This is a genomic window from Micromonospora sp. S-DT3-3-22, assembly GCF_015354745.1.
Lineage (GTDB): Bacteria > Actinomycetota > Actinomycetes > Mycobacteriales > Micromonosporaceae > Micromonospora > Micromonospora wenchangensis.
This window is the reverse complement of record NZ_JACGMO010000139.1, coordinates 1-19,910: the sequence shown is the minus strand read 5'-3', so window position 1 is coordinate 19,910 and position 19,910 is coordinate 1. Positions and strand designations below refer to the sequence as shown.

The window sequence follows — 19,910 nt, the reverse complement described above, 5'->3', positions numbered from 1 at the left end:
GTGGCAGGTGGGTGTGGCGGTGCTCGCGGCGGGGACCGTCGGCTGCGGGGTGGTGCTGCGGACCGCCCTGCTGCGGGCGGTGCACGAGGCCCGGGCCAACGGCCTGCACCGGGCGGCGGCGTCCGGGACCCGGGTCGCGGCGGGGCTGCGGGCCGCCCGGGAGGGCGAACCCCAGCACCGGCTGGCCGACCTGACCGACGACCTGCGGGAACTGCTGGCCGTGTCCCGCCGGCTGCGCGGGGACGCGCCCGCCGGTGACCTCGGCGCGTTGCTGGGCACCGCCCGGCGGGCCTACGACCCGCAGGCCGGCCTGCGACTGTTCGGGCTCTGCACGGTCCCGGTGGTGGCCGATTCCGGGTACGCCGGGGTGGTCACCTACCTGGCCGACCGCGACGGTCGACTCTGGACGGTCGCCGACCTCGCCCCGGGGGACGTGGGCCGGGCCGCCGGCGCGGGCGACGCGACCGTGGCGGTGGGCGAGTCGGGGCTCAGCCACCGGCAGCTCACCCGGGCCGGGCTGGTGGTGTCCGGCGGCACCGCCTCGGAGTCGGGGCAGTTGGGTGCCGGCCGGGCGGTCCGGGCGGCGCGGGCCGCCGGGGTCGGCTGGGCCGACGAACCCCTCGCCGGGCTCTGGGCGCAGCCCCTGCCTGACCAGGTCCGGCGGGCCTTCGGCGCGGTGGCCCTGCCGCTGCCGGAGCGTCCCGCCGGTGCCGACCTGCTCTTCCTGACCGTACGGGTGCTCGGCGGGCACGACCACACCGTCCTGGTCGACACCGGCGACGGGGCGGTCCTGACGCTGACCGTCGCCGACGAGCACGCCGCCCTGCCGCACCGGGCCAACCTGCGCCTGCTGGGGCAGGCGGTGGGGGCGCGGCTGCGCCTGGTGGGCCGGCTCGATCCGACCCGCCGGGCGACCGTCCAGGCGCTCGCCGTGGGACCGGTCGACGGCGACGGGCCGGGGCTCACCCTGCCGGCGAGCTGGGCGGGTCACGCCGACCTCGGCTACGACCGGCTGCACACGAGCCAGCTCAGGACGGGGGACGACGCGGCGGCGGTGCCACCGCCCGACCGGCCCGCGGTCCCGGACGCGGCCGTGCCGCGTCCCCGGCTCGGCGATCCCGCCCTGGGGCTGCTGCGCCGGCAGGTGGAGCGGGTCGTCTCGGGTGGCCGGGCGATCCAGGCGTTGGCCGACCCGACGGAGCGCAAGCTGCGGCTGGCCCGCCTGGACCTGGGCGCGCACCTGCTCGCCGCGCTGGGATCGGCGGCCCGGGCCCGGCCCCGGGATGCCTTCGGGCGGCTCACCGACGACGACGGGCAGGCGTTCGCTGCGTCCTGGCTGGCGTTGGCGGTCTACGAGGAGGCGGCGTCCCGGGCGTCGACGGAGGCGTCCTGGCTGCCCTGACCGTCCGCGCCCGACCTGTCACACCGGGGCGGCGGTGGGCGTCTACCTGTCGAGACCAGCCGACCAGGAGGCGACATGAGCAGCACCCGGGTTCCCAGGGCCGAGATCACCGGCCTCTACGGTGCCGTGTTGAAGAGGTTCAGCCGGAAGATGTTCGGCGACGTGCCCGAGTCGCTCGAGGTGATGTGGCACCACCGGCCGGTGCTGCGGTTCGGCCTCGGCCTCGGCCAGCGGTCCCGCCGGTGGCACGCCTGCGACCGGAACCTCAAGTCGTACGCGCACATGGCGGTGGCCGCCCGGATCGGCTGCGGCTTCTGCCTCGACCTGGGGTACTTCCAGGCGCACAACGACGGCCTCGACCTGAGCAAGGCACGTGAGGTGCCCCGCTGGCGCGAGTCGGACGTCTTCACCCCGGCGGAGCGGGACGTGCTGGAGTACGCCGAGGCGATGACGCAGACCCCGCCGACGGTCACCGACGAGCTGTCCGCCCGGCTGCTGGCCCACCTCGGCGCGGCGGGCCTGGTCGAGCTGACCGCGTGGATCGCACTGGCCAACCAGTACGCCCGGACCAACGTCGCGCTCGGCATCGAGGCGCAGGGCTTCGCCGCCGCGTGCGGTCTGCCGCCGCTGCCGCCCCGGGCCCGGCCGGACGGCGCGACGGTCTGACCGCCGCCCGCCCGCCGCCGGCAACCGTTCCCGCCCGGGGCGGGTTCCGCCCGGCCCGGCCCGGGTCGCCCGAACCGGGCCGGGCCGGTCAGCGGGCGTCGTCGGGCACGGCGGCGGTCAGCAGCGCGACCAGGTCGTCGAGGGTGTCCAGGGGCCGTCCCGGGCCGTTCAGCTCGACCTCGACGTCGTACTTCAGCTCGATCGCGTCGACCATGCGCAGCAGGCCGAGGGAGTCGACGCCGAGGGCGACCATCGAGCCGCCGGTGAGCAGGTCGGTGGCCGCCACCTCGCCCCCGGTGGCCTCGCTGACCAGGTCGGCGAGCCGCCCCCGCAGGTCGGTGGTGTCGCTGGTGTCCATCAGCACTCCTTCACGGACGGCCGGACGATCTCGGCGATCTCGGCGATGGTGGGGGTGTCGAAGAAGGCGTCCAGGGGCACCTCGACGCCGAGCCGTTGCTGGATACGGCCACTGATCCGGGTGATCGTGAGGGAGTGGCCGCCCAGGTCGAACAGGTCCTCGTGCACGCCGATGTCGGGAATCCGCAGCACCTCCTGCCAGATCAGCCGCAACTGGGTCACCACCGGATCGTCGTCCGCGACGTCCCCGGCCGGCCCGACGTCCCTACCCGGTGCGGCCGTAGGGTCCGGCCCGACGTCCCCGGCCGGCGCGCTGTCCCGGGTGAGGTCGGTGGTGAGGTCCAGGGCGGCCAGGGCGGCCCGGTCGACCTTGCCGTTCGGGCTCGACGGCAGCCGGTCGAGCGGCACGAAGTCGGTCGGCAGCACAGCCTGCGGCAGGCTCGCCGCCAGGTGCCGGCGCAACCCGGCCGGCTCGACGACGGCACCGGCGCGGGCCACCAGGTAGGCGACGAGCCGGGGTTCGTCGGCGTCGGAGCGCAGCACCGTCGCCGCGTCGGCCACGTCCGGATGGTCGAGCAGCCGGGCGTCGATCTCGCCCAGCTCGACCCGGTGTCCCCGGATCTTGACCTGGTCGTCGGTGCGGCCGAGGAAGTCCAGCCGCCCGTCCGGCCGCCACCGGCAGCGGTCACCGGTGCGGTAGAGCCGCTCGCCGGGCCGCCCGAACGGGTCCGGCACGAACACCTCGGCGGTCCGGTCGTCGCGCCCCCGGTAGCCGGCGGCCAGCCCGGCGCCGGCCAGGTGCAGCTCGCCGGGCACCCCGATCGGCGTCGGCTGTCCCGAGGGGTCCAGCACGTACGCCCGCACGTTCGGCAGTGGCCGGCCGATGGTGACCTCGTCGGGGTCGGCGGGGACGTCGGCCATCGTGGCGTACACCGTGGCCTCGGTGGGGCCGTACCCGTTGACCAGGCGGGCGGTGCGGGCCCGCAGCTCCCGGGCCAGGGCGGGCGGCAGGGCCTCGCCGCCGGTGACGGCGACCAGCGGGGGCGGCGTGACCCCGGCGGCGTCCGGTCCGGGCGTGCCGAGGCCGGCCTCCAGCAGCACCCGCCAGCCCGAGGGGGTGGCCTGGGCGTGGGTCACCCCGGCGGCGTGGACCAGCCGCAGCACGCCCGCGCCGTCCAACGGGCCGACCGTCGAGGCGACCACCACCCGGCCGCCGGTGACCAGCGGCAGGAAGACCTCCACGGTGGAGATGTCGAACGACAGCGAGGTCAGGTGCAGCCACCGGTGCGCGGGGGCGCCGCCCAGCAGGTCCCGTACCCCCAGCAGCAGGTTGGTCAGCGCGCCGTGCCGCACCGCGACACCCTTGGGCCGGCCGGTCGAGCCCGAGGTGTAGAGCAGGTAGGCCAGGTCGTCGGCGGCCGGCGTCGCGACGGGGCCGGTCGGCGTCGGCACCGGCCCGGCGAGCAGGTCGACCCCGTCGAGGGCGAGGGTGGGCCAGGGCAGCCCGCCTGCCGTCGGCGTCACCACCAGCGTGGGGTCGGCGTCGGCCAGGACGAGGTCCCGGCGGGCCGGCGGATGCTGCGGGTCCACCGGCAGGTACGCGGCCCGGCAGCGCAGCACCGCCAGCAGGGTGACCACCGCCCGCCAGGACCGGTCCAGGGCGACCGCGACGAGCGTCCCCGGGCCGACCCCGCGTTGCCGCAGCAGCCCGGCCAGCCGGTCGGCGGCGGCGTCGAGCTGGGCGTAGCTGAGCGTCAGGTCGTCGTCGACCACGGCCGGCGCGTGCGGGTCGGCGGCGACCCGGGCGGCGAACAGGCCGGGCACGCCCGCCCCGGCGGGGTACGCCCGGCCGGTGTCGTTCCACTCCCGGGTGACCCGGTCGCGTTCGTCGGCGGGCAGCACCGGCAGTTCCGCGACCGGCCAGTCCGGGTCGGCGAGCGCGGCGGCGAGCAGGGTCCGCAGGTGCGCCCCGATCCGGCGTACCGCGTCGGTCGGCACCGCCGCCGGGCTGTGCTGGAGGCTGACCGTGAGGCCGGTGGGGGCGTCCACGATCTGCACGTGCAGGGCGTTACGGGCGGCGCCGCCGAACAGCGTCCAGTCGATCTCGGCCGCCACCCCGGGGAAGACCGGCTCCCCGCCGCGCCGCCGGTAGCCGACGCTGACCGGGGTCACCGCCGGGGCGGGCCGCAGGCCGGGCACCGCGTGGGCCAGCGGCACGGCCCGGTACCGGTACACCTCGCGCAGCCGGTCCCGGACGGCGCGGGCGTGCGCGCGGAACGTGCCGTCGGCCGGCGCGACGGCGACCGGCAGTTCGTTGACGAACAGTCCGATCCGGTCGGCCTGGTCCGGGGTACGGGTGGACAGCGCCACCCCGATCGGCAGGTCCCGGTTGCCGTACCGCCCGAGCAGGGCGTGCAGCGCGGCGAACAGCAGCTCGAAGCGGGTGACCCCGAGCGACCGGGCCGTCGGGTCGATGCCGTCGACCACGTCGGCGGGCAGCGCCACCTCGACGGCGACGCCGGGCTCGGCACCGGTGGGCACCCGGCGCAGGCCGGGCAGCACCACGTCGCCGGGGCCGGACCAGTGCCGCGCCCAGAAGTCGCGGGCGGCGGGCAGGTCGACGGCGATCCGCTGCTGCTCGGCCGCCGCGAGGCCGGCGTGGTCGTCGCCGGGCCACGGCTGTTCACCGGGCTGCCGGTGGACGTCGGCCGGTCCCGGGGCGGGGTCGCGTGCCGGGTCGACGGACCGGGCGGCGGCGTACCCGGCGGCGAGGTCGGCGACCAGCACGTCCTTGGAGGTGCCGTCGAAGACCAGGTGGTGCGCGGTGACCAGCAGCAGGTGGTCGCCCGTCGCCCCGGTCAGCAGGGTGAACCGGGCCAGCGGGCCGGTCCGCAGGTCGTACGGTCGGGCGATCTCCTCGGCGACCCGCGCGTCGGTCAGCTCGCCGGAGGTGACCGCCGGGCGGGCGTCGGCCGGCGTCAACCGGGGGGTGCCGTCCTCGTCGGTGGCGACCCGGGCGGCCAGGACCGGGTGCCGGGCGACCGTCGCCGCGCACGCCGCGACGAGGGCGGCCCGGTCCAGTTCCGCGCCGAACCGGATGCCCAGCGCCATGTGGTACGCCGTGCCGGCGACCCCGGCCTGCTCGGTGAACCAGACGGCGTGCTGCGCGAAGGTCGCCTCGGCGGTGCCCACATGCTCTCCCATGGTCGTGCTGTCGGTGCGGGTGGTCAGTTGTCGAACAGGGCGGTGAGCTGCCGTTTGAGCACCTTGCCACCCTCGTTGCGGGGCAGCCGCGGAAGCAGCAGCAGCCGGGCGGGCAGTTGGTGGTCGGCGAGCCGGTCGGCGAGGAAACCGCGCAGCGCCGGCAGGGTCAGCCCGTCCGGGCCGGCCTGCGGCCGGGCCACGACGGCGGCGGCCACCGCCGACCCGAGCACCGGGTGCGGCACCCCCACCACGGCCACCTCGGCGACCAGCGGATGCTCGTGCAGCGCCGCCTCGACCTCGACGGTGGAGACCTTGAACGCGCCGGTCTTGATCACGTCCTGGTGCCGGTCGGTGAGGTAGAGGTAGCCGTCGGCGTCGATCCGGCCCACGTCGCCCATCCGCACCCAGCCGTCGCGGAAGGTGGCCCGGTTCGCCGCGTCGTCCCGGTAGTAGGCGCGCGGGTGCGGGGCGCGCAGCCACACGTCGCCGGTCGTCCCGGCGGGCAGCGGGCGGCCGTCGGGGTCGGCGACCATGAGCTGCCCGCCGACCGGCCGGCCGACCGCGTCCGGCCGGGCCGGGTCGTAGATCATCGTGGTCTGCGCCGGGGCGGCCTCGGTCGAGGTGTAGTAGTTGACGATCGTGGCCTGCGGGAAGGCCGTGGCCAGCCGGGCCGCGACCGCCGGGGGCAGCGGCGCGGCGGTGGAGCCGATCAGCTGTACGCCGCTGGTGTCGCGGTCCCGCAGCGCGCCGGAGTCGAGCAGCTCGATGGCGATCGACGGGACCACGAAGACGGTTCCGGTGCCGGGGGCGGCGACCAGCCGGGCGAACCGGACCGGGGTGAACCGGGGCAGGGTGAGCGCGGCGGCCTTCGCGGTCAACGCGTTGAGCAGCATCGTCTGCCCGGCGTTGGTGCCGATCGCGAAGGCGTGCAGGAACCGCTCCGAGTGGGCCAGGGCCAGCCGGCGCGGGTGGTGCGGCGCACCGGCGGTGAGGTTGGCGTGCCGGGCCGCCACCCCCTTGGGCCGGCCCGTGGTGCCGGAGGTGTAGAGGATCTGGGCGAGGTCGCCGGGGCGGGCGGCGGACGGGGTGTCGTCGTCGTGCCCGTCGGCGCGCAGCTCGGCGTCGCCGTACACCGCCACGCCGGGTGGGGTGGGCGGGGCGGGGGTGTCGTCGCCGTGCACGACGGCGGTGGCCGCGCAGTGGGTCAGCGCGTACCCGAGCTGCCCGGCGGCCAGCCGGTCGGACAGCGGCACCGCCACCCCGCCGGCCCACAGGACGCCGCAGTACGTCACCGCGTACCGGACCCAGTCGCGGGGGCCGAAGAGCAGGCCGACCCGGTCGCCGGGGCGCAGCCCCCGACGGCGCAGCGCGGCGGCGACGGCCCGTGCCCCGGCGGACCACCCGGCGAAGGTCAGCGTCGCCACCTGGTGCACCTCGACCGCCACCCGGTCCGGGTGCAGCCCGGTACGCCAGTCGAGCAGCTCCGGCAGGGTACGCGGCGGCGGCGTACCGGTGGGTGTCGTGGTCATCGCGTTCTCCCCGCCGTTCCGACGCCCACCGGGGTCCGGTCGGCGAGGTCGGCCGTCCGGGCCCGGCGTTCCTCCAGGCCGACCAGGTCGTCCGGGGGTGCGTCGGGTACCTCGTCGTCGAACCGGGCGAGGGTGGGGGTGGCCAGCGACACCAGCGCGGTCAGCGCGATGCAGACCCCGAACAGCACGTAGAGCAGCCCGTGCCCGCGACCCGGTCCGACCCCGAGCACCGCGCCGACGGTGCCGGCCAGCGCCCCGTCGGGCAGCAGCGTCGGCTCCACCACCCGGGCGGCGAACGGGGCGACGAGGCCCCAGCCCAGCGGCAGGGTGGACTGGGCGACCATCTGGTTGACCGCGAACACCCGGCCGTGCACCCGCGCCGGCACCTTGGTCTGGATGATCGTCTGGTAGACGCCGTTGACGATGCCCAGCGCCAGGTACATGCCGAACGCGCCGGCCCCGATGAGCAGCAGGTTGGGCCGCAGCCCGGTCAGCACGGCGGCCACCGCGATGCCGAGGGTGCCCAGCAGCACCGCCCGCATGCGGCGGTGCCTGGGGCCACCCCACAGCAGCATCACCAGGCCACCGGTGGCCGCGCCGACCCCGCCGGTCAGCGCGATGCGGGACACGTCGGTGAGGTCGGCGAAGCCGAGCACCAGCGGGGAGAGCAGGAACAGCACCGGGAACAGGAAGAAGTTCAGCGCGGCGAAGAACGCCAGCATGGCGCGGAACTCCCGACGCCGCAGCGCGTAGCGCAGCCCGGCGACGATCTCGGTGCCGATGCCCTCGCGGCGGCGCAGGGCCAGCGTGCGGGGGAACCGGACGACCGCCAGCACCCCGACCGCGAACAGGTACGACGCCACGTCGATGAGCAGGATGCCGCGCAGCCCGACGGTCTCCAGCAGGGCCACGGCGAGCAGCGGCACGGTGAACTGGGTGAGGCCGACGGCGGTCTGGGTGAGGCCGTTGGCGTGCCCGAGGAAGCGTTTGGGCACCAGTTGCGGCACCGCCGAGACGAACGCGAGCCGTTGGAAGGCCAACGCGACCGACAGCCAGCCGACCAGCGGATAGAAGTGCCACACCTGGGCCCGGTCGGTGAGCACCAGCCCGGCGAGCACCGCGTTGGCGCTGCCGGCGGCGAGCCCGGCGGCCAGCAGCACCCGTCGCCGGCTGGTGCGGTCGATCAGCGCCCCGGCCAGCGGCGCGACCAGCAGGCCGGGCAGCAGACCGAGCACGGCGAACAGGGCGAACCGGGCGAGCGACCCGGTCTGCGTGTAGATCCACAGTGGGATCGCGAAGGTGGTCAGCGCGGTGCCCAGCCCGGACACCACCTGACCGGCGGCGACCAGCCCGAAGCGACGCAGGCTCGGCGGCGGGGTCCGGTCACCGCCGGCCGTCGGGCCCGGGGCGTCCGCCGTCGGGGGCCCGTCGGCACGGGAGACGGCGGCGAGCCGCCAGGGCGGTGGCGTGGCCGGCGGCCCGGCCGGGACGGGCCGGGGTGGCGCGTCGAGCCGCCGGTGCACGTCGGTGACGATCTCGGCCAGTTCGGCGGCCCGGTACTTGAGGAAGTAGTGCCCGCCCTCGTCGATCACGGCGAGGGCGGTGCGGGCACTGAGGAAGTGCCACTCCCGGTACCGTTCCTCGTGGTAGTCGGTGCTGCGGTCCCGCTCGCCGACCACGGAGACGACCGGCGCGCGCAGCGGGGTGACCCGCTGGCGCATCAGCGTGGTGAAGTAGTCCTCGCTGACCCGGGCGTCGTGCCGCATCGCCCGCACCAGGAACCGCACCTCGTCGGGGGCGAGCGAGCCGACCGCGGTGCCCTGCGCCTGCAACCAGGTGCGGTAGATCCGGTCGCTGCGCAGCCGCTCGGCCAGGCGCAGCCGCAGCAGCGGCCCGAGCGGCCCGTCGGCGGGCCGGGCGAACGGGAACACCGCGCCGAGGTACACCGCCAGCAGTTCCCGCCCGGCGGCCTCCAACCGGCGGGCCACCTCGACGGCCAGCGCCCCGCCGGGGCCGCAGTGGCCGTACACGATCAGCGGGCCGGTGACCCGGCCCAGCACCTCCGCGACCACGTCGGCGGCGACGTCGGCGATCGGCGCGGGCTCGTCGGCGAGACCGATGTCGTGCCCGGGTACGGCCACCGACAGCAGCCGGTACCCGGCCGGCAGCGCGTCGGCCAGCGGCTGGTACACCACCGCGCTGCCCCCGCCGTACGGGACGCAGAGCAGGGTGGCGACCCGGTCGGCGGCGGGCACCGGCGGGGTCAGCTCGTGCAGCAGCCCGGCCCGGCCGGCGTCGGGTCCGCCGACGAGATCCGCCAGCTCGCGTACGGTGCGGTGCCGGAACAGGTCCATCACGCTGACGGTCGGCGGGGTGCCGTCGACGACGGCGGGCAGTTCCCGGCGCAGCCGGGCCACCACCCGGGTGGCCAGCAGCGAGTGCCCGCCCAGGTCGAAGAAGTCGTCGGTGACGCCGACCTCGGGCACCCCGAGCACCGCCCGCCACACGTCGGCCACCAGCGTCTCCACCGGCCCGACCGGGGGTACCCGCTCGCCGGTCGGGCCGTCGTCGGTGGGCTCGGGCAGGGCCCGCCGGTCCACTTTCCCGTGTTCCTGCAACGGCAGCCGGTCCAGCACCACCCAGCGGGTGGGCACCATGTGCTCGGGCAGCCGCTCGGCGAGCCGGCGACGCCAGCGCGCCGGGTCCGGGCCGTCCGCGTCCGGCTCCGCCTCCAGGTAGGCCACCAGCCGGTCGTCGCGCAGCAGCACCGCCGCCTGGCGTACCCCCGGGCAGTCCCGCAGGGCGGCCTCCACCTCGCCCAGCTCGACCCGGTAACCACGGATCTTCACCTGGTGGTCGCGCCGGCCGAGGAAGATCAGCTCCCCGTCGGCCCGCCAGCGGGCCAGGTCGCCGGTGCGGTACAGCCGGGCCCCCGGCGGCCCGTACGGGTCGGGCACGAACCGTTCGGCGGTCAGGCCGGGCCGGTGCAGGTAGCCCCGGGCGAGCCGGTCCCCGCCCAGGTACAGCTCACCGGGCATACCGACCGGCACCGGGCGCATCCGCTCGTCGAGCACGTGCACCGAGGCGTACGGCAGCGGCCGGCCGGTCGGCACCGGCCCGACGTCCGGCGCGTCGGCCGGCACCCGGTAGGTGGCCACGCCGACGGTGGCCTCGGTGGGCCCGTAGTGGTTGAACACCCGGGTCGGCCCGGCGGCGAGCGGGGCGGTCCGCTCCAGGTCGGACGCCTCACCGCCGAGGATCAGCGCGCGGGCCGGCAGCAGGTCGTCCGGTGCGCAGTCGGCGGTCAGCGCCGCCAGGTGCGACGGGGTGATCTTCAGGTAGTCGATCCGTTCGTCGCGCAGCCGGGCGGCCAGTTCGGCCCCGGTGCCCCGGCGGGGGAGCAGGTGCACCGCGCCGCCGGTGGCCAGCGCCAGGTAGAAGACGGTGACGGCGAAGTCGAACGACATCGACTGCAACAGCCCGTACCGGGCGGCCGGGGCGACCGCGAACCGGTCCGCCACCCCGTCGAGGTAGCGCAGCACCGGCCGGTGCGGCACGGCCACCCCCTTCGGGGTCCCGGTCGAGCCGGAGGTGTAGATGACGTAGGCCAGGTGCCCGCCGCGCACCCCGGTCGCCGGCCGGTCGTCCGGCTGGGCGTCGACCTCGGCGGTGATCTCGTCCAGGCAGGTCGCCGCCGCCCCGGCGGGCAGCCGGTCGCGCAACCCGGCGTCGGTCAGCAGCACGGTCGGCCGGGCGTCGGCGAGCATCAGACCCAGCCGGGCGGCCGGCTGCTCCGGGTCCAGCGGCAGGTACGCCCCGCCGGCCCGCAGCACTCCGAGCAGCGTCACGGCCAGCTCGACGGACTGCTCCAGCAGCACCCCGACGAGGTGGTCCGGGCCCACGCCCCGGGCCCGCAGCCAGTGGGCGAGCCGGTTGGCCCGCCGGTCCAGTTCCCGGTAGCCGATCCGGTCGGTGCCGCAGACCACGGCCGGCGCGTCGGGGGCGGCGGCGACGTGCGGGTCGATCAGGTCGGCCAGGGTGACCGCCGCCCCGGTGACCCCGGCACCGGTCGGCGGTCCGCCGGCCCGCTCCCCGGCGAGGGCCAGCATCCGGTCCCGGCCGTTCGGGTCGAGCAGGTCCAGGTCGACCACCGGCCGGTCGGGCTCGGCGACGGCGGCGCGCAGCAGCGTCCGGAAGCTCTCGGCCAGCCCGGCGACGGTGGCGGCGTCGAACAGGTCGGTGTGGTAGACGAACGTGCCGCGCAGCCCGTCGGCGCTCTCCCCGACGTAGAGCGACAGGTCGAAGCGGGCGCTGGCCGCGTCGGTGCCGACCGGTTCGGCGTGCAGGCCGGCCGGCCACCGGTCGCCGCCCCGGGCGTAGTTCTGCAGGGTGAACAGCACCTGGAACACCGGGGCGCGGGCGACGTCCCGGGTGACGTTCAGCTCCTTGACCAGGCGTTCGAAGGGGATCTCCTGGTGGGCCAGGGCGCGCACCACGGTGCCCCGGTTGCGGCGCAGCAGGGTCGCGAAGCCCGGCTCGGCGGCGGTCGCCGGGTCCGGGGAGAGGTCGGCGCGCAGGGCCAGGGTGTTGACGAACAGGCCGACGAGGTGTTCCAGCTCGGGCACCACCCGCCCGGCCACCGGGGAGCCGACGGCGAAGTCCCGCTGCCCGCTGTAGCGGAACAGCACGGCCTGTAGGCCGGTGAGCAGGGTCATGTAGAGGGTGGCCCGGTGGGCCCGGCCCAGCCGGCGCAGCCCGTCGGTGAGGTCGGCGTCGACGGTGAACCGGTGGGTCGCGCCCGCGTACGACTGCACGGCCGGCCGGGGCCGGTCGGTGGGCAGTTCCAGCGGCGGCACCCCGGCCAGCGCGCGGGTCCAGTGGGTGAACCCGTCGCCGGTCGGCGGGCCGTCGAGCCGGTCCCGCTGCCAGCCGGCGTAGTCGACGTACCCGGTGGTCGGCGGTTCGGGCGGGTCGCCGCCGTCGCGCAGCGCGGCGTAGCCGGCGGCGATCTCCCCGAGCAGCAGGTCCAGCGACCAGCCGTCGCTGACGATGTGGTGCATCGCCAGGTGCAGCAGGTGTTCGGTGTCGGCCAGCCGGACGACGAGCACCCGCAGCAGCGGGGCGACGGTCAGGTCGAACGGGGTGTGCACGGAGTCGGCGACGAGGGCGTGGGCGGCGTCGGTGGTCGGCGCGGCGGTGACGGTCACCGGCACCCGTACCTCGGGCAGCACCGTCACCACGGGCTCCCCGTCGGCGCTCTCGGTGAACCGCATCCGCAGGCTGTCGTGCCGGGCGACGGTGGCGTCGAGGGCGGCGCACAGCAGGTCGACGTCGAACGCCCCGCGCAGCCGTACGGTCGTGTGGACGACGTACGCGGCGGTGCCGGGGGAGAGCTGTTCGGTGAACCAGATCCGCTCCTGGGCGAATGACAGCCGGGGATTTCCGGCGGCCCGGGGGATGGTGGAATGCGGCGGGGCGGCCCGCGTCGGTACGTCAACGTTCGTCACGCGGCGCCTTACTCGAAACGGTGCGGGCAGTGGCCAGTAGTCTGCCCGGCGGGCCCGAACCGTCGGATCGGCTGATCGGTCCACTATGGAAAGCACCTTCGAGCGATTCGGCGACGGTCGTCGCGTCGTACGGTCGGGAATGCGATTCGCTGACGTGGTGGTGCCCGCGCAATGGGCGTCGGAGACGATGCTGTCCGCCGAGTTCTCCGGCGACGGGGCCGGGTCGGCGCCGTTGACCTGGGCCCAGCAGGTGATGTGGCGGTCCCTCGCCCGGTACGGCTCCAACCACGTCTTCCTCAACCTGCGCCGCACGGTGCCGCTGTCCGCACGGGCCGGGGCGGACCCCGCCGCCGTGGTCCGGGCGGTCGGCGCGCTGGTCGGCCGGCACGGCGCGCTGCGGACCCGGGTGCGGGTCGTCGACGACGTGCCCCGGCAGGAGACGGCGGCAGCCGGGGTGCTGCCGCTGCTGGTCAGCCCGGGGGCCGACGACGGTTCGCGGGCCGCCCGACAGGTCGCCGGCCGGCTCGGCGACGTCGCGTTCGACCACGCCGCCGAGTGGCCGCTGCGGGTCGCGCTGGTGACCGTCGACGACCGGGTACGGCAGATCGTGGTGGTGTTCAGCCACTCCACGGTGGACGCGCACGCCGCCGAGGTGGTGCTGCGGGACCTGCGGCTGCTCGTGCTGCGCGGCGGCCTGTCCACCCCGGCCGGCCCGCAGTCGGTGGACGTGGCCCGCCGCCAGCACGGGGTCGACCAGGGTCGTTCGGCGCGGGCGGTCGGGCACTGGCTGCGCGAGTTCGACCGGCTGCCGCCGTCGCCGCTGCCCGCGCCGGGTCCGGGGCTGACGCCGGCGTGGCGGCGCGGCGTGCTGGTCTCCCCGGCCGTCGACACGGCCGCCCGGCTGATCGCCGCCCGGCACCGGGTCAGCGGTTCCGCGGTGCTGCTGGCCGGGGTGACGGCGATGGCCGTCGGCCACGGTCACCGGGAACGCTGCGGCATTTTCCCGATGGCCCACAATCGGTTTCGGGCCGCGTACGCGAATGCCGTCGCCAATCTCGGCCAGATCGGTTTCGGCATGCTGGACGTGTCGGGTCGTCCCCATTTCGGGGAGTTGTTGTCCCGGGTGTGGCGGGTGTCCCTGGATGCGTTGCGGCACGCGTATTACGACCCGGTCGCGCTGCGGCTCGCATTCGAGCAACGGGGGGTCGACCCGGCGTCGGCGTTCCAGCCGTACCACTACTTCAACGACGTGCGGTTGCCGGTCGGCGGGGCCGACCGGCTGCCGGCGGTGACCCGGGAGGCGTTGCGGGCGGCCACCGCGGACAGCACCTTCGCCTGGACGGCGGGGCTCGACCAGGCGGCCTGGCACCTGCTGACCCACGTGGTGGACGAGCCGGCCGGGGTGGGTGTCACGCTCACCGTCGACACCCGGCAGCTTCCGCTGGCCACCGTCGAGCCGTTCCTGCGCGGCCTGGAGGACCTGCTGGTGCGGGCCGCCTTCGACGACGTCCCCTGGCCCTGGTCACCCGCCATCGCGACCGCCCCCACCGCGACCGCCGTCGTCCCGCCGGCCGGGCGGACGTCCGCCGCCGACGGGTCGACGTACGCCGAGTTCGCCGGGGGGCGGGCCGCGACCGGGCCGCTGACCTGGGGGCAGCGGGCGATGTGGCGGACGGTGGCGGAGTTCGAGGCCCCCGCCGCGTACCGGGTGCTCACCCTGCCCCGCACCCTGGCGGTCTCGGCGCGGGCCGGGGTGGACGTGCCCCGGGCGGTGCGGGCGGTGGGTGCGCTGCTCGCCCGGCACGAGTCGTTGCGGACCCGGGTCCGCCCGTACGACGGGCAGCTGTGCCAGGAGGCGTCGGCGGCGGGACGGCTGCCCGTGGGGGTGCACGCCGTACCCCGGCCGGCCGACGACCCGGACGGCGCGCGGGTCGCGGCGGAGCTGGCCGCGCGACTGGCCGGGTCGCCGTTCGACCACGCCGTCGAGTATCCGCTGCGGGTCGCGCTGGTCACCGTGGCCGACACGGTACGGCAGGTCGTGCTGGTGTTCAGCCACTGCGCCGTCGACTTCCACGCGGCCACCACCGTACTGCGGGACCTGCGTCTGCTGCTGTTGCGCGGGGCGGTCGACGACGCGCCCGGCCTCCAGTCGTTGGACGTCGCCGGGCAGGAGCGCACGGTGCAGCAGCGGCGGTCGCAGCGGGCGGTGGCGTACTGGCTGCGGCAGTTCCCCGGCCTGCCGATGACCCTGGCCGACCCGGTCGGGGTCGGCGCGACGCCCCGCTACCGGCAGGGTTCGCTGGTCTCCGCGGCGGTGCACCACGCGATGCGGCTGGTCGCCACCCGGTACGGCGTCAGCACCTCCACCGCCCTGCTCGCCGCGACCGCCGCCGTCCTCTGCGGCGACACCGGGCAGGACGCCTGCGGCATCGTGGTGATGGCCAACAACCGGTTCCCACCCGGGTACGACCGGGCGGTCGCCACCCTGAACCAGATCGGGCTGTGCCGGCTGGACCTGACCGGGCGGCCCGACTTCGGCACCCTGCTGTCCCGGGCCGGGCGGGCGGGCCTGGACGCGTACCGGCACGCCTACTACGACCCGGTGGAGTTCGAACGGGCGTTCACCGAGCGGGGGCACGACCACCGTAGCGTGCTGGCCCCGCTGTGCTATCTCAACGACACCCGGCTCGTCCCCGAGGTGGACCCGGGGGTGGCCGGCCCCGACGAGGCGGCCCTGCGGGCGATGGTGGCGTCCGCCGGGGTGCGCTGGGTGGGGGAGCTGGACCGGTTCGCGTGGCGCTGCCGGGTGCAGGTGCGCGACGCCCCCGGCGCGGTGGAGCTGGCGGTCACCGCCGACACCCGCTACCTGCCGGTCGAGCGGGCCGCGCGGCTGCTGACCGGGGTGGAGGCGCTGCTGGTCGAGGCCGCCTTCCACGAGGTGCCCTGGCCGTGGTCGCCGCCGGCCCGCGCCGAGCCGGCGGGTTGATCCGCGCCGGCGGGGCGTCGCGGTCGGTGGACCGCGACGCCCCGCCGACGGTCAGGCCGGGCTGCCGGTGACCGTGCTGCCGGACTTCGTGATCCGGTACGTCTTCTGCGTGCCGCTCCAGAAGTGGAAGGTCAGGGTGACCGGGCCGTCGTTGACCTCGGCGAAGAACTCCGGCTTCAGCAGGATGGTGTTGGCGGTGTAGTCCGGCTGGAAGTGCGTCCAGAACTCCTTGTAGGAGGTCCAGTTGGCCGGTCCGGCGCCGCTGCCGTCGGCGTACTTCGCTTCCATGGTGGCGAGCTGGTCGCCCCGGAACTGGGTGGGGATGGCGAACGACGTGGTCGTGCCGCTGGCCGCCGACTGGGTCGGCGGGTCGTACGAGATGATGCTGATCTGCCAGGGCACGCCCTGGGAGAAGCGCGCCTCGATGGTGGCGTTGACCCCGGCGGCGCGGTTGCCGGCGAGCCGGGTCAGCGCCGACGCGGTCAGCGTCAGCGTGCTGCCGGAGACGGTGTAGTCGGTGCCGGCGACCAGGTTGGTGCTGCCCTGCCGCAGGCCCTGGAACGACGCGCCGTTGAGGTTGAGGGTGAGCGACTTGGCGGTGATGGTGCCGCTGCGCGGCAGGTAGACCTGGTCGGAGGAGGCGGTGGCCGAGCGGGTGGTGAGGTTCGCCTTCATCAGGTCGTAGATGCCCTGGTCCCGCCACTGCAACGTGGTGCGGTTGAGGAACGAGCCGGCGTCCCAGAGCATCGTGGTGAGGTTGCGGGTGCGGGCGTGGTAGCCGACGGCCTCGAAGAACTTCAGCAGTTCGCCGCGTTCGATGATGCCGGGGCGGGTGTAGTCGTAGCTGAGCAGCGCCCACTCCCCGATGATCACCGGGATGCCCCGGGCGACGAACGAGGCGCGGGCCCGCTCGAAGGTGCCGACGAGGTCCTGTTCGACGTTGCTGTCGTAGCGGGTGCCTCCGGCGATGTTCACGCTGAACGGCCAGTACCCGTAGAAGTGGATGGTCGCGGCGATGTTGGGGTCGCGCAGCTGGCTGATCGTGGTGTTCAGCGCGTCCATCCGGGCCTGTTCGCCGCTGGTGTGCAGGGTGGGCAGCACCAGCAGCCGGGTGGCGTTGCCGCCGCCGGACTGGCGGATCAGGCGGACGAACGCCAGGTGCAGTTCCCGCAGCACCTCGTCGCCCTGGGCGTCGTCGGCGGTGCCGGTGAACTGCGGCTCGTTGATGTTCTCGAACACCAGCTTGGCCGAGTGGTCGCGGAACGTGGTGGCGATCTGGGTCCACAGCGCGGTGTACCGGTTCAGCACGGTGGTGCGGTCGCCCGGGTACCCGTTGAGCCACTGCCAGGAGTCGTGGTGCAGGTTGATCATCACGTAGAAGCCCTCGGCCAGCGACCAGTCGACCACCTGGCGGACCCGGGCCAACCAGACCGGGTCGATGGTGTACGTCGGGGCCGGCCCGGTGTGGTCGGTCCAGGTCACCGGGATGCGGATGCTGCGGTAGCCCTGCGAGCGCACCTGCCGCAGCAGGGCCTGGGTGGTCAGCGGATTGCCCCACGCGGTCTCGTCGGGGATCGCGTCGAGGGTGTTGCCCAGGTTCCAGCCGGGCTGCATCGCGGCCACCGTCGCCATCGGGTCCCCACCGGGCGACGGCGACGGCGAGACCGTCGGGGAGGGGGAGACCGTCGGGGACGGCGGCGCGGTGGTGCCGGTCGGCGTCGGCGTGCTCACGCTCCCGGTGCAGGCGACCCCGTTGAGGGTGAACGAGGTCGGCACCGGGTTGCTGCCCGTCCACGACCCGTTGAAGCCGAAGGAGACGGTGCCGTTGGTGGCGATCGCCGCGTTGTAGCTCAGGTTCTTCGCGGTGACCTGGTCGCCTGCGGCGGTGGCCGTCACGTTCCACGCCTGGGTGACGCGCTGGCCGGCCGGGAAGGTCCAGGCCAGGCTCCAGCCGTTGACCGCGTCGCCGAGGTTGGTGACCTGGACGTCGGCGGTGAAACCGCCCTGCCACTGGGCCGGCACGGTGTACGCCACCCGGCAGCCGGCGGCGGCCTGGGCGTTGCCGGCGACCATCAGGCCCGCCAGGAGCAGTGCGGCGAGGGCGCCGGCGAGCAGGCCGGCCCGTTGTCGCATTCGTCGGAGGTGCTGGGTACTCATCAGGGGAACTCCTCGCCGGGATGGCGCCGGTTGGATGGGGGTCGTCGGACGTCTCGCCGACCGGGGCGGCCCCGGCCGGTCCGGTGTCGTCCGGGTCGGGGGCGGCCCACGGCGTCGTGCCGGCGCGACCGGGGGTCGGCTGGCCGCCCGGCGGCCCGGCCGGAACGGGGCGAGTGCGGGCGCTGCCCAGGGCGTCCGCGATGAGTGGCGAGGCTCCCGCCTGGAAACGATCGGATACTGTTCCTGGAAAGTTTCCGCCGCAGACCTTACAAGTATCGGTCGACGTGCGTCAATGACAGGGGTGTTCCGCGCCCCTGCGCCGAACCGAATGCCATGACCTGCCGCGCTCGACCCGGAGCCTCGTCGAACATCTCCTGAAGTCGATGGAAAGTTTCCGTCCCGGTCGGCTCCGCACCCGGAGGACGGACATCGACGGTCGGGTTATCCTGGGTCCCCCTGAATGATGCCGGCGGTCCCCGCGACGGTGCCGGCGGCCCGGTCGCGTGTGGACCTGGCGGCGTGACCGGCAGCCACCGCCGGGGAGGAGGCCGGGTTGAGTCAGGTCGAGTCGGGCGGACCGGGTAGCGACCTGGCGTCGCTCACCGAGCCCAGCAGACCCGTGACGATCGCGGCGATCGCCGCGTCGGCCGGTGTGTCGGTGCCGACCGTGTCGAAAGTGATCAACGGCCGGTCCGGCGTCGCGGCGGACACCCGGGCCCGCGTCGAGGCGGCGATCAGCCGGCACGGCTACCGCAGGGCCGCCCCGGTCACCCGCAGCAACATGATGGAACTGGTCTTCGACGAGATCGAGGACATGTGGGGCCTGGAGATCATCCGGGGGGTCGAGCGGGTGGCCCGGCAACACCGCGTCGGCGTCGTCCTCACCGAGTTCGGGCCGCAGCGCAACGCGATCCGGTACTGGATCGACGACACCCTCGCCCGACGGCCGGACTGCCTGGTCATGGTGGCCCAACTGGACGCGGAACAGCACCGGCTGCTGCGTGCCCGGGGCATCCCGTTCGTGGTCTTCGACCCCACCACCGAACTGCCCGAGGACGTCCCGTTCGTCGGCGCGACGAACTGGGCCGGCGGCCGGTCGGCCACCCGCCACCTGATCGGGCTCGGCCACCGGCGGATCGCGATGATCGCCGGCCCGGAACACGTCCTGTGCTGCCGGGCCCGGCTGGACGGCTACCGCTCCGCCCTGGAGGCCGCCGGCCTGCCGGTGGCGTCCGGCCTGGTCCGGCACGCCGGCCTGACCGACACCGACGGCCGGGCCGCCGCCCTCGACCTGCTCCGTCGCCCGGACCGCCCGACGGCGGTGTGCACCGGCAACGACCTCCAGGCCCTCGGGGTCTACCAGGCCGCCCGCACGCTCGGGCTGCGGATCCCCGCCGACCTCAGCGTCGTCGGCTTCGACGACCTGCCGGTGGCCACGCTGGTCGACCCGGCACTGACCACCGTGCACCAACCGTTGCGCGAGATGGCGGTCACCGCCACCGAACTGGCCCTCGCCCTCGGGCGGGGGGAACCGACCGGTCAGGTCCGCCTGGAACTGGCGACCACCCTGACCGTACGCCACAGCACCGCGCCGCCGCCGGCCTGACCGGCGACGCCGCCGCGTCGCCGCCCGGGTCCACGGCGGGCCCCGACCGCCCGCTCACAGCCCGGCGCAGGGGCGCTCGTCGACCGTGCAGCCCTGGGGCGCCTTGGTGACCGGGTCGGCGGTGCGGACGTCGAAGCGGATGGCCTGCGTCCCGCCCGCCGCGACGGCCGGGCCGGTGAAGGTGACCGACTGCCCGTCCTGCCGCCAGTCGGCACCGGTCACCTCCGCCGCCGAACTGCCCCGGGGCAGCGTGACGACGACCGTCCAGCCGGTGGCCGGCGTCCCGCCCGGATTGTCGACCACCACCTCCCCGGTGTATCCGAAGACCCGGGTCGACACCGTCGCGTACCGGGCGTCCAGCGGCCCCGCGACCGCCGGGGTCGGGGTGGGGGTCCGCGACGGGGTCGCCGACGGTGACCGGCTCGGCGGGGCGCTGCGCGACGGCGGGGCCGGCGTCGGGCGTGCCGACGGGCTGCCCGGCACCGTCGAGATCCGG

11 protein-coding genes are annotated in these 19,910 nt (G+C 75.6%); 5 read left to right on the top strand and 6 right to left on the bottom strand.

Going from position 1 to position 19,910, the window contains the following annotated elements; translation table 11 throughout:
* The coding region (locus tag H1A17_RS29075) for a hypothetical protein (protein ID WP_228544431.1) at positions 1 to 1,402 on the top strand (1,402 nt) is incomplete at its 5' end.
* Between the two features lie 75 nt (positions 1,403 to 1,477).
* Complete coding sequence (locus H1A17_RS29070) at positions 1,478 to 2,068, top strand: carboxymuconolactone decarboxylase family protein (RefSeq protein ID WP_145919522.1); 591 nt, start codon at positions 1,478 to 1,480, stop codon at positions 2,066 to 2,068.
* A gap of 88 nt (positions 2,069 to 2,156) precedes the next feature.
* Here H1A17_RS29070 and H1A17_RS29065 read toward each other — a convergent pair whose 3' ends face one another.
* Genes H1A17_RS29065 through H1A17_RS29050 form a run of 4 tightly spaced genes read right to left on the bottom strand, consistent with a single transcriptional unit; the run spans position 2,157 to position 12,665 of the window.
* Positions 2,157 to 2,426, bottom strand: coding sequence for an acyl carrier protein (locus tag H1A17_RS29065; RefSeq protein ID WP_145919523.1), 270 nt, complete (start codon positions 2,424 to 2,426; stop codon positions 2,157 to 2,159).
* Positions 2,426 to 5,629 carry an amino acid adenylation domain-containing protein gene (locus H1A17_RS29060; RefSeq protein ID WP_194823386.1) on the bottom strand — a complete coding sequence of 1,068 codons (3,204 nt, stop codon included), beginning with the start codon at positions 5,627 to 5,629 and terminating at the stop codon, positions 2,426 to 2,428. The genes H1A17_RS29065 and H1A17_RS29060 overlap by 1 nt, the downstream gene beginning before the upstream one ends.
* A gap of 23 nt (positions 5,630 to 5,652) precedes the next feature.
* Positions 5,653 to 7,158 carry a class I adenylate-forming enzyme family protein gene (locus tag H1A17_RS29055; protein ID WP_194823385.1) on the bottom strand — a complete coding sequence of 502 codons (1,506 nt, stop codon included), beginning with the start codon at positions 7,156 to 7,158 and terminating at the stop codon, positions 5,653 to 5,655.
* The gene (locus H1A17_RS29050; RefSeq protein WP_309236897.1) at positions 7,155 to 12,665 is read right to left on the bottom strand and encodes a non-ribosomal peptide synthetase; all 5,511 of its coding nucleotides are present in this window, start codon (positions 12,663 to 12,665) and stop codon (positions 7,155 to 7,157) included. The genes H1A17_RS29055 and H1A17_RS29050 overlap by 4 nt, the downstream gene beginning before the upstream one ends.
* A gap of 139 nt (positions 12,666 to 12,804) precedes the next feature.
* Between H1A17_RS29050 and H1A17_RS29045 the strand changes: the two genes are divergently transcribed.
* Positions 12,805 to 15,651: a condensation domain-containing protein gene (locus tag H1A17_RS29045; protein WP_194823384.1), complete on the top strand. Its 2,847-nt coding sequence runs from the start codon at positions 12,805 to 12,807 to the stop codon at positions 15,649 to 15,651.
* A 51-nt stretch (positions 15,652 to 15,702) separates the two neighbouring features.
* On the opposite strand, the gene H1A17_RS29040 is transcribed toward H1A17_RS29045, so the two are convergent.
* A complete protein-coding gene (locus H1A17_RS29040; protein WP_228544430.1) occupies positions 15,703 to 17,808 on the bottom strand; it encodes a cellulase family glycosylhydrolase in 2,106 nt (701 codons plus the stop codon).
* Positions 17,809 to 18,361: 553 nt separating this feature from the next.
* On the opposite strand from H1A17_RS29040, the gene H1A17_RS29035 reads away from it, so the two are divergent.
* Positions 18,362 to 19,414, top strand: coding sequence for a LacI family DNA-binding transcriptional regulator (locus tag H1A17_RS29035; RefSeq protein ID WP_228544429.1), 1,053 nt, complete (start codon positions 18,362 to 18,364; stop codon positions 19,412 to 19,414).
* 54 nt (positions 19,415 to 19,468) lie between these two features.
* On the opposite strand, the gene H1A17_RS29030 is transcribed toward H1A17_RS29035, so the two are convergent.
* Complete coding sequence (locus H1A17_RS29030) at positions 19,469 to 19,720, bottom strand: hypothetical protein (RefSeq protein WP_309236896.1); 252 nt, start codon at positions 19,718 to 19,720, stop codon at positions 19,469 to 19,471.
* 7 nt (positions 19,721 to 19,727) lie between these two features.
* On the opposite strand from H1A17_RS29030, the gene H1A17_RS34850 reads away from it, so the two are divergent.
* The coding region (locus H1A17_RS34850; RefSeq protein ID WP_228544433.1) for a hypothetical protein at positions 19,728 to 19,910 on the top strand (183 nt) is incomplete at its 3' end.

Coding starts and splice junctions, on each gene's coding strand:
- H1A17_RS29065 (WP_145919523.1), bottom strand. CDS start 2,426: ATGGACACCAGCGACACCACCGACCTGCGGGGGCGGCTCGCCGACCTG.
- H1A17_RS29055 (WP_194823385.1), bottom strand. CDS start 7,158: ATGACCACGACACCCACCGGTACGCCGCCGCCGCGTACCCTGCCGGAG.
- H1A17_RS29045 (WP_194823384.1), top strand. CDS start 12,805: ATGCGATTCGCTGACGTGGTGGTGCCCGCGCAATGGGCGTCGGAGACG.
- H1A17_RS29070 (WP_145919522.1), top strand. CDS start 1,478: ATGAGCAGCACCCGGGTTCCCAGGGCCGAGATCACCGGCCTCTACGGT.
- H1A17_RS29040 (WP_228544430.1), bottom strand. CDS start 17,808: ATGAGTACCCAGCACCTCCGACGAATGCGACAACGGGCCGGCCTGCTC.
- H1A17_RS29060 (WP_194823386.1), bottom strand. CDS start 5,629: ATGGGAGAGCATGTGGGCACCGCCGAGGCGACCTTCGCGCAGCACGCC.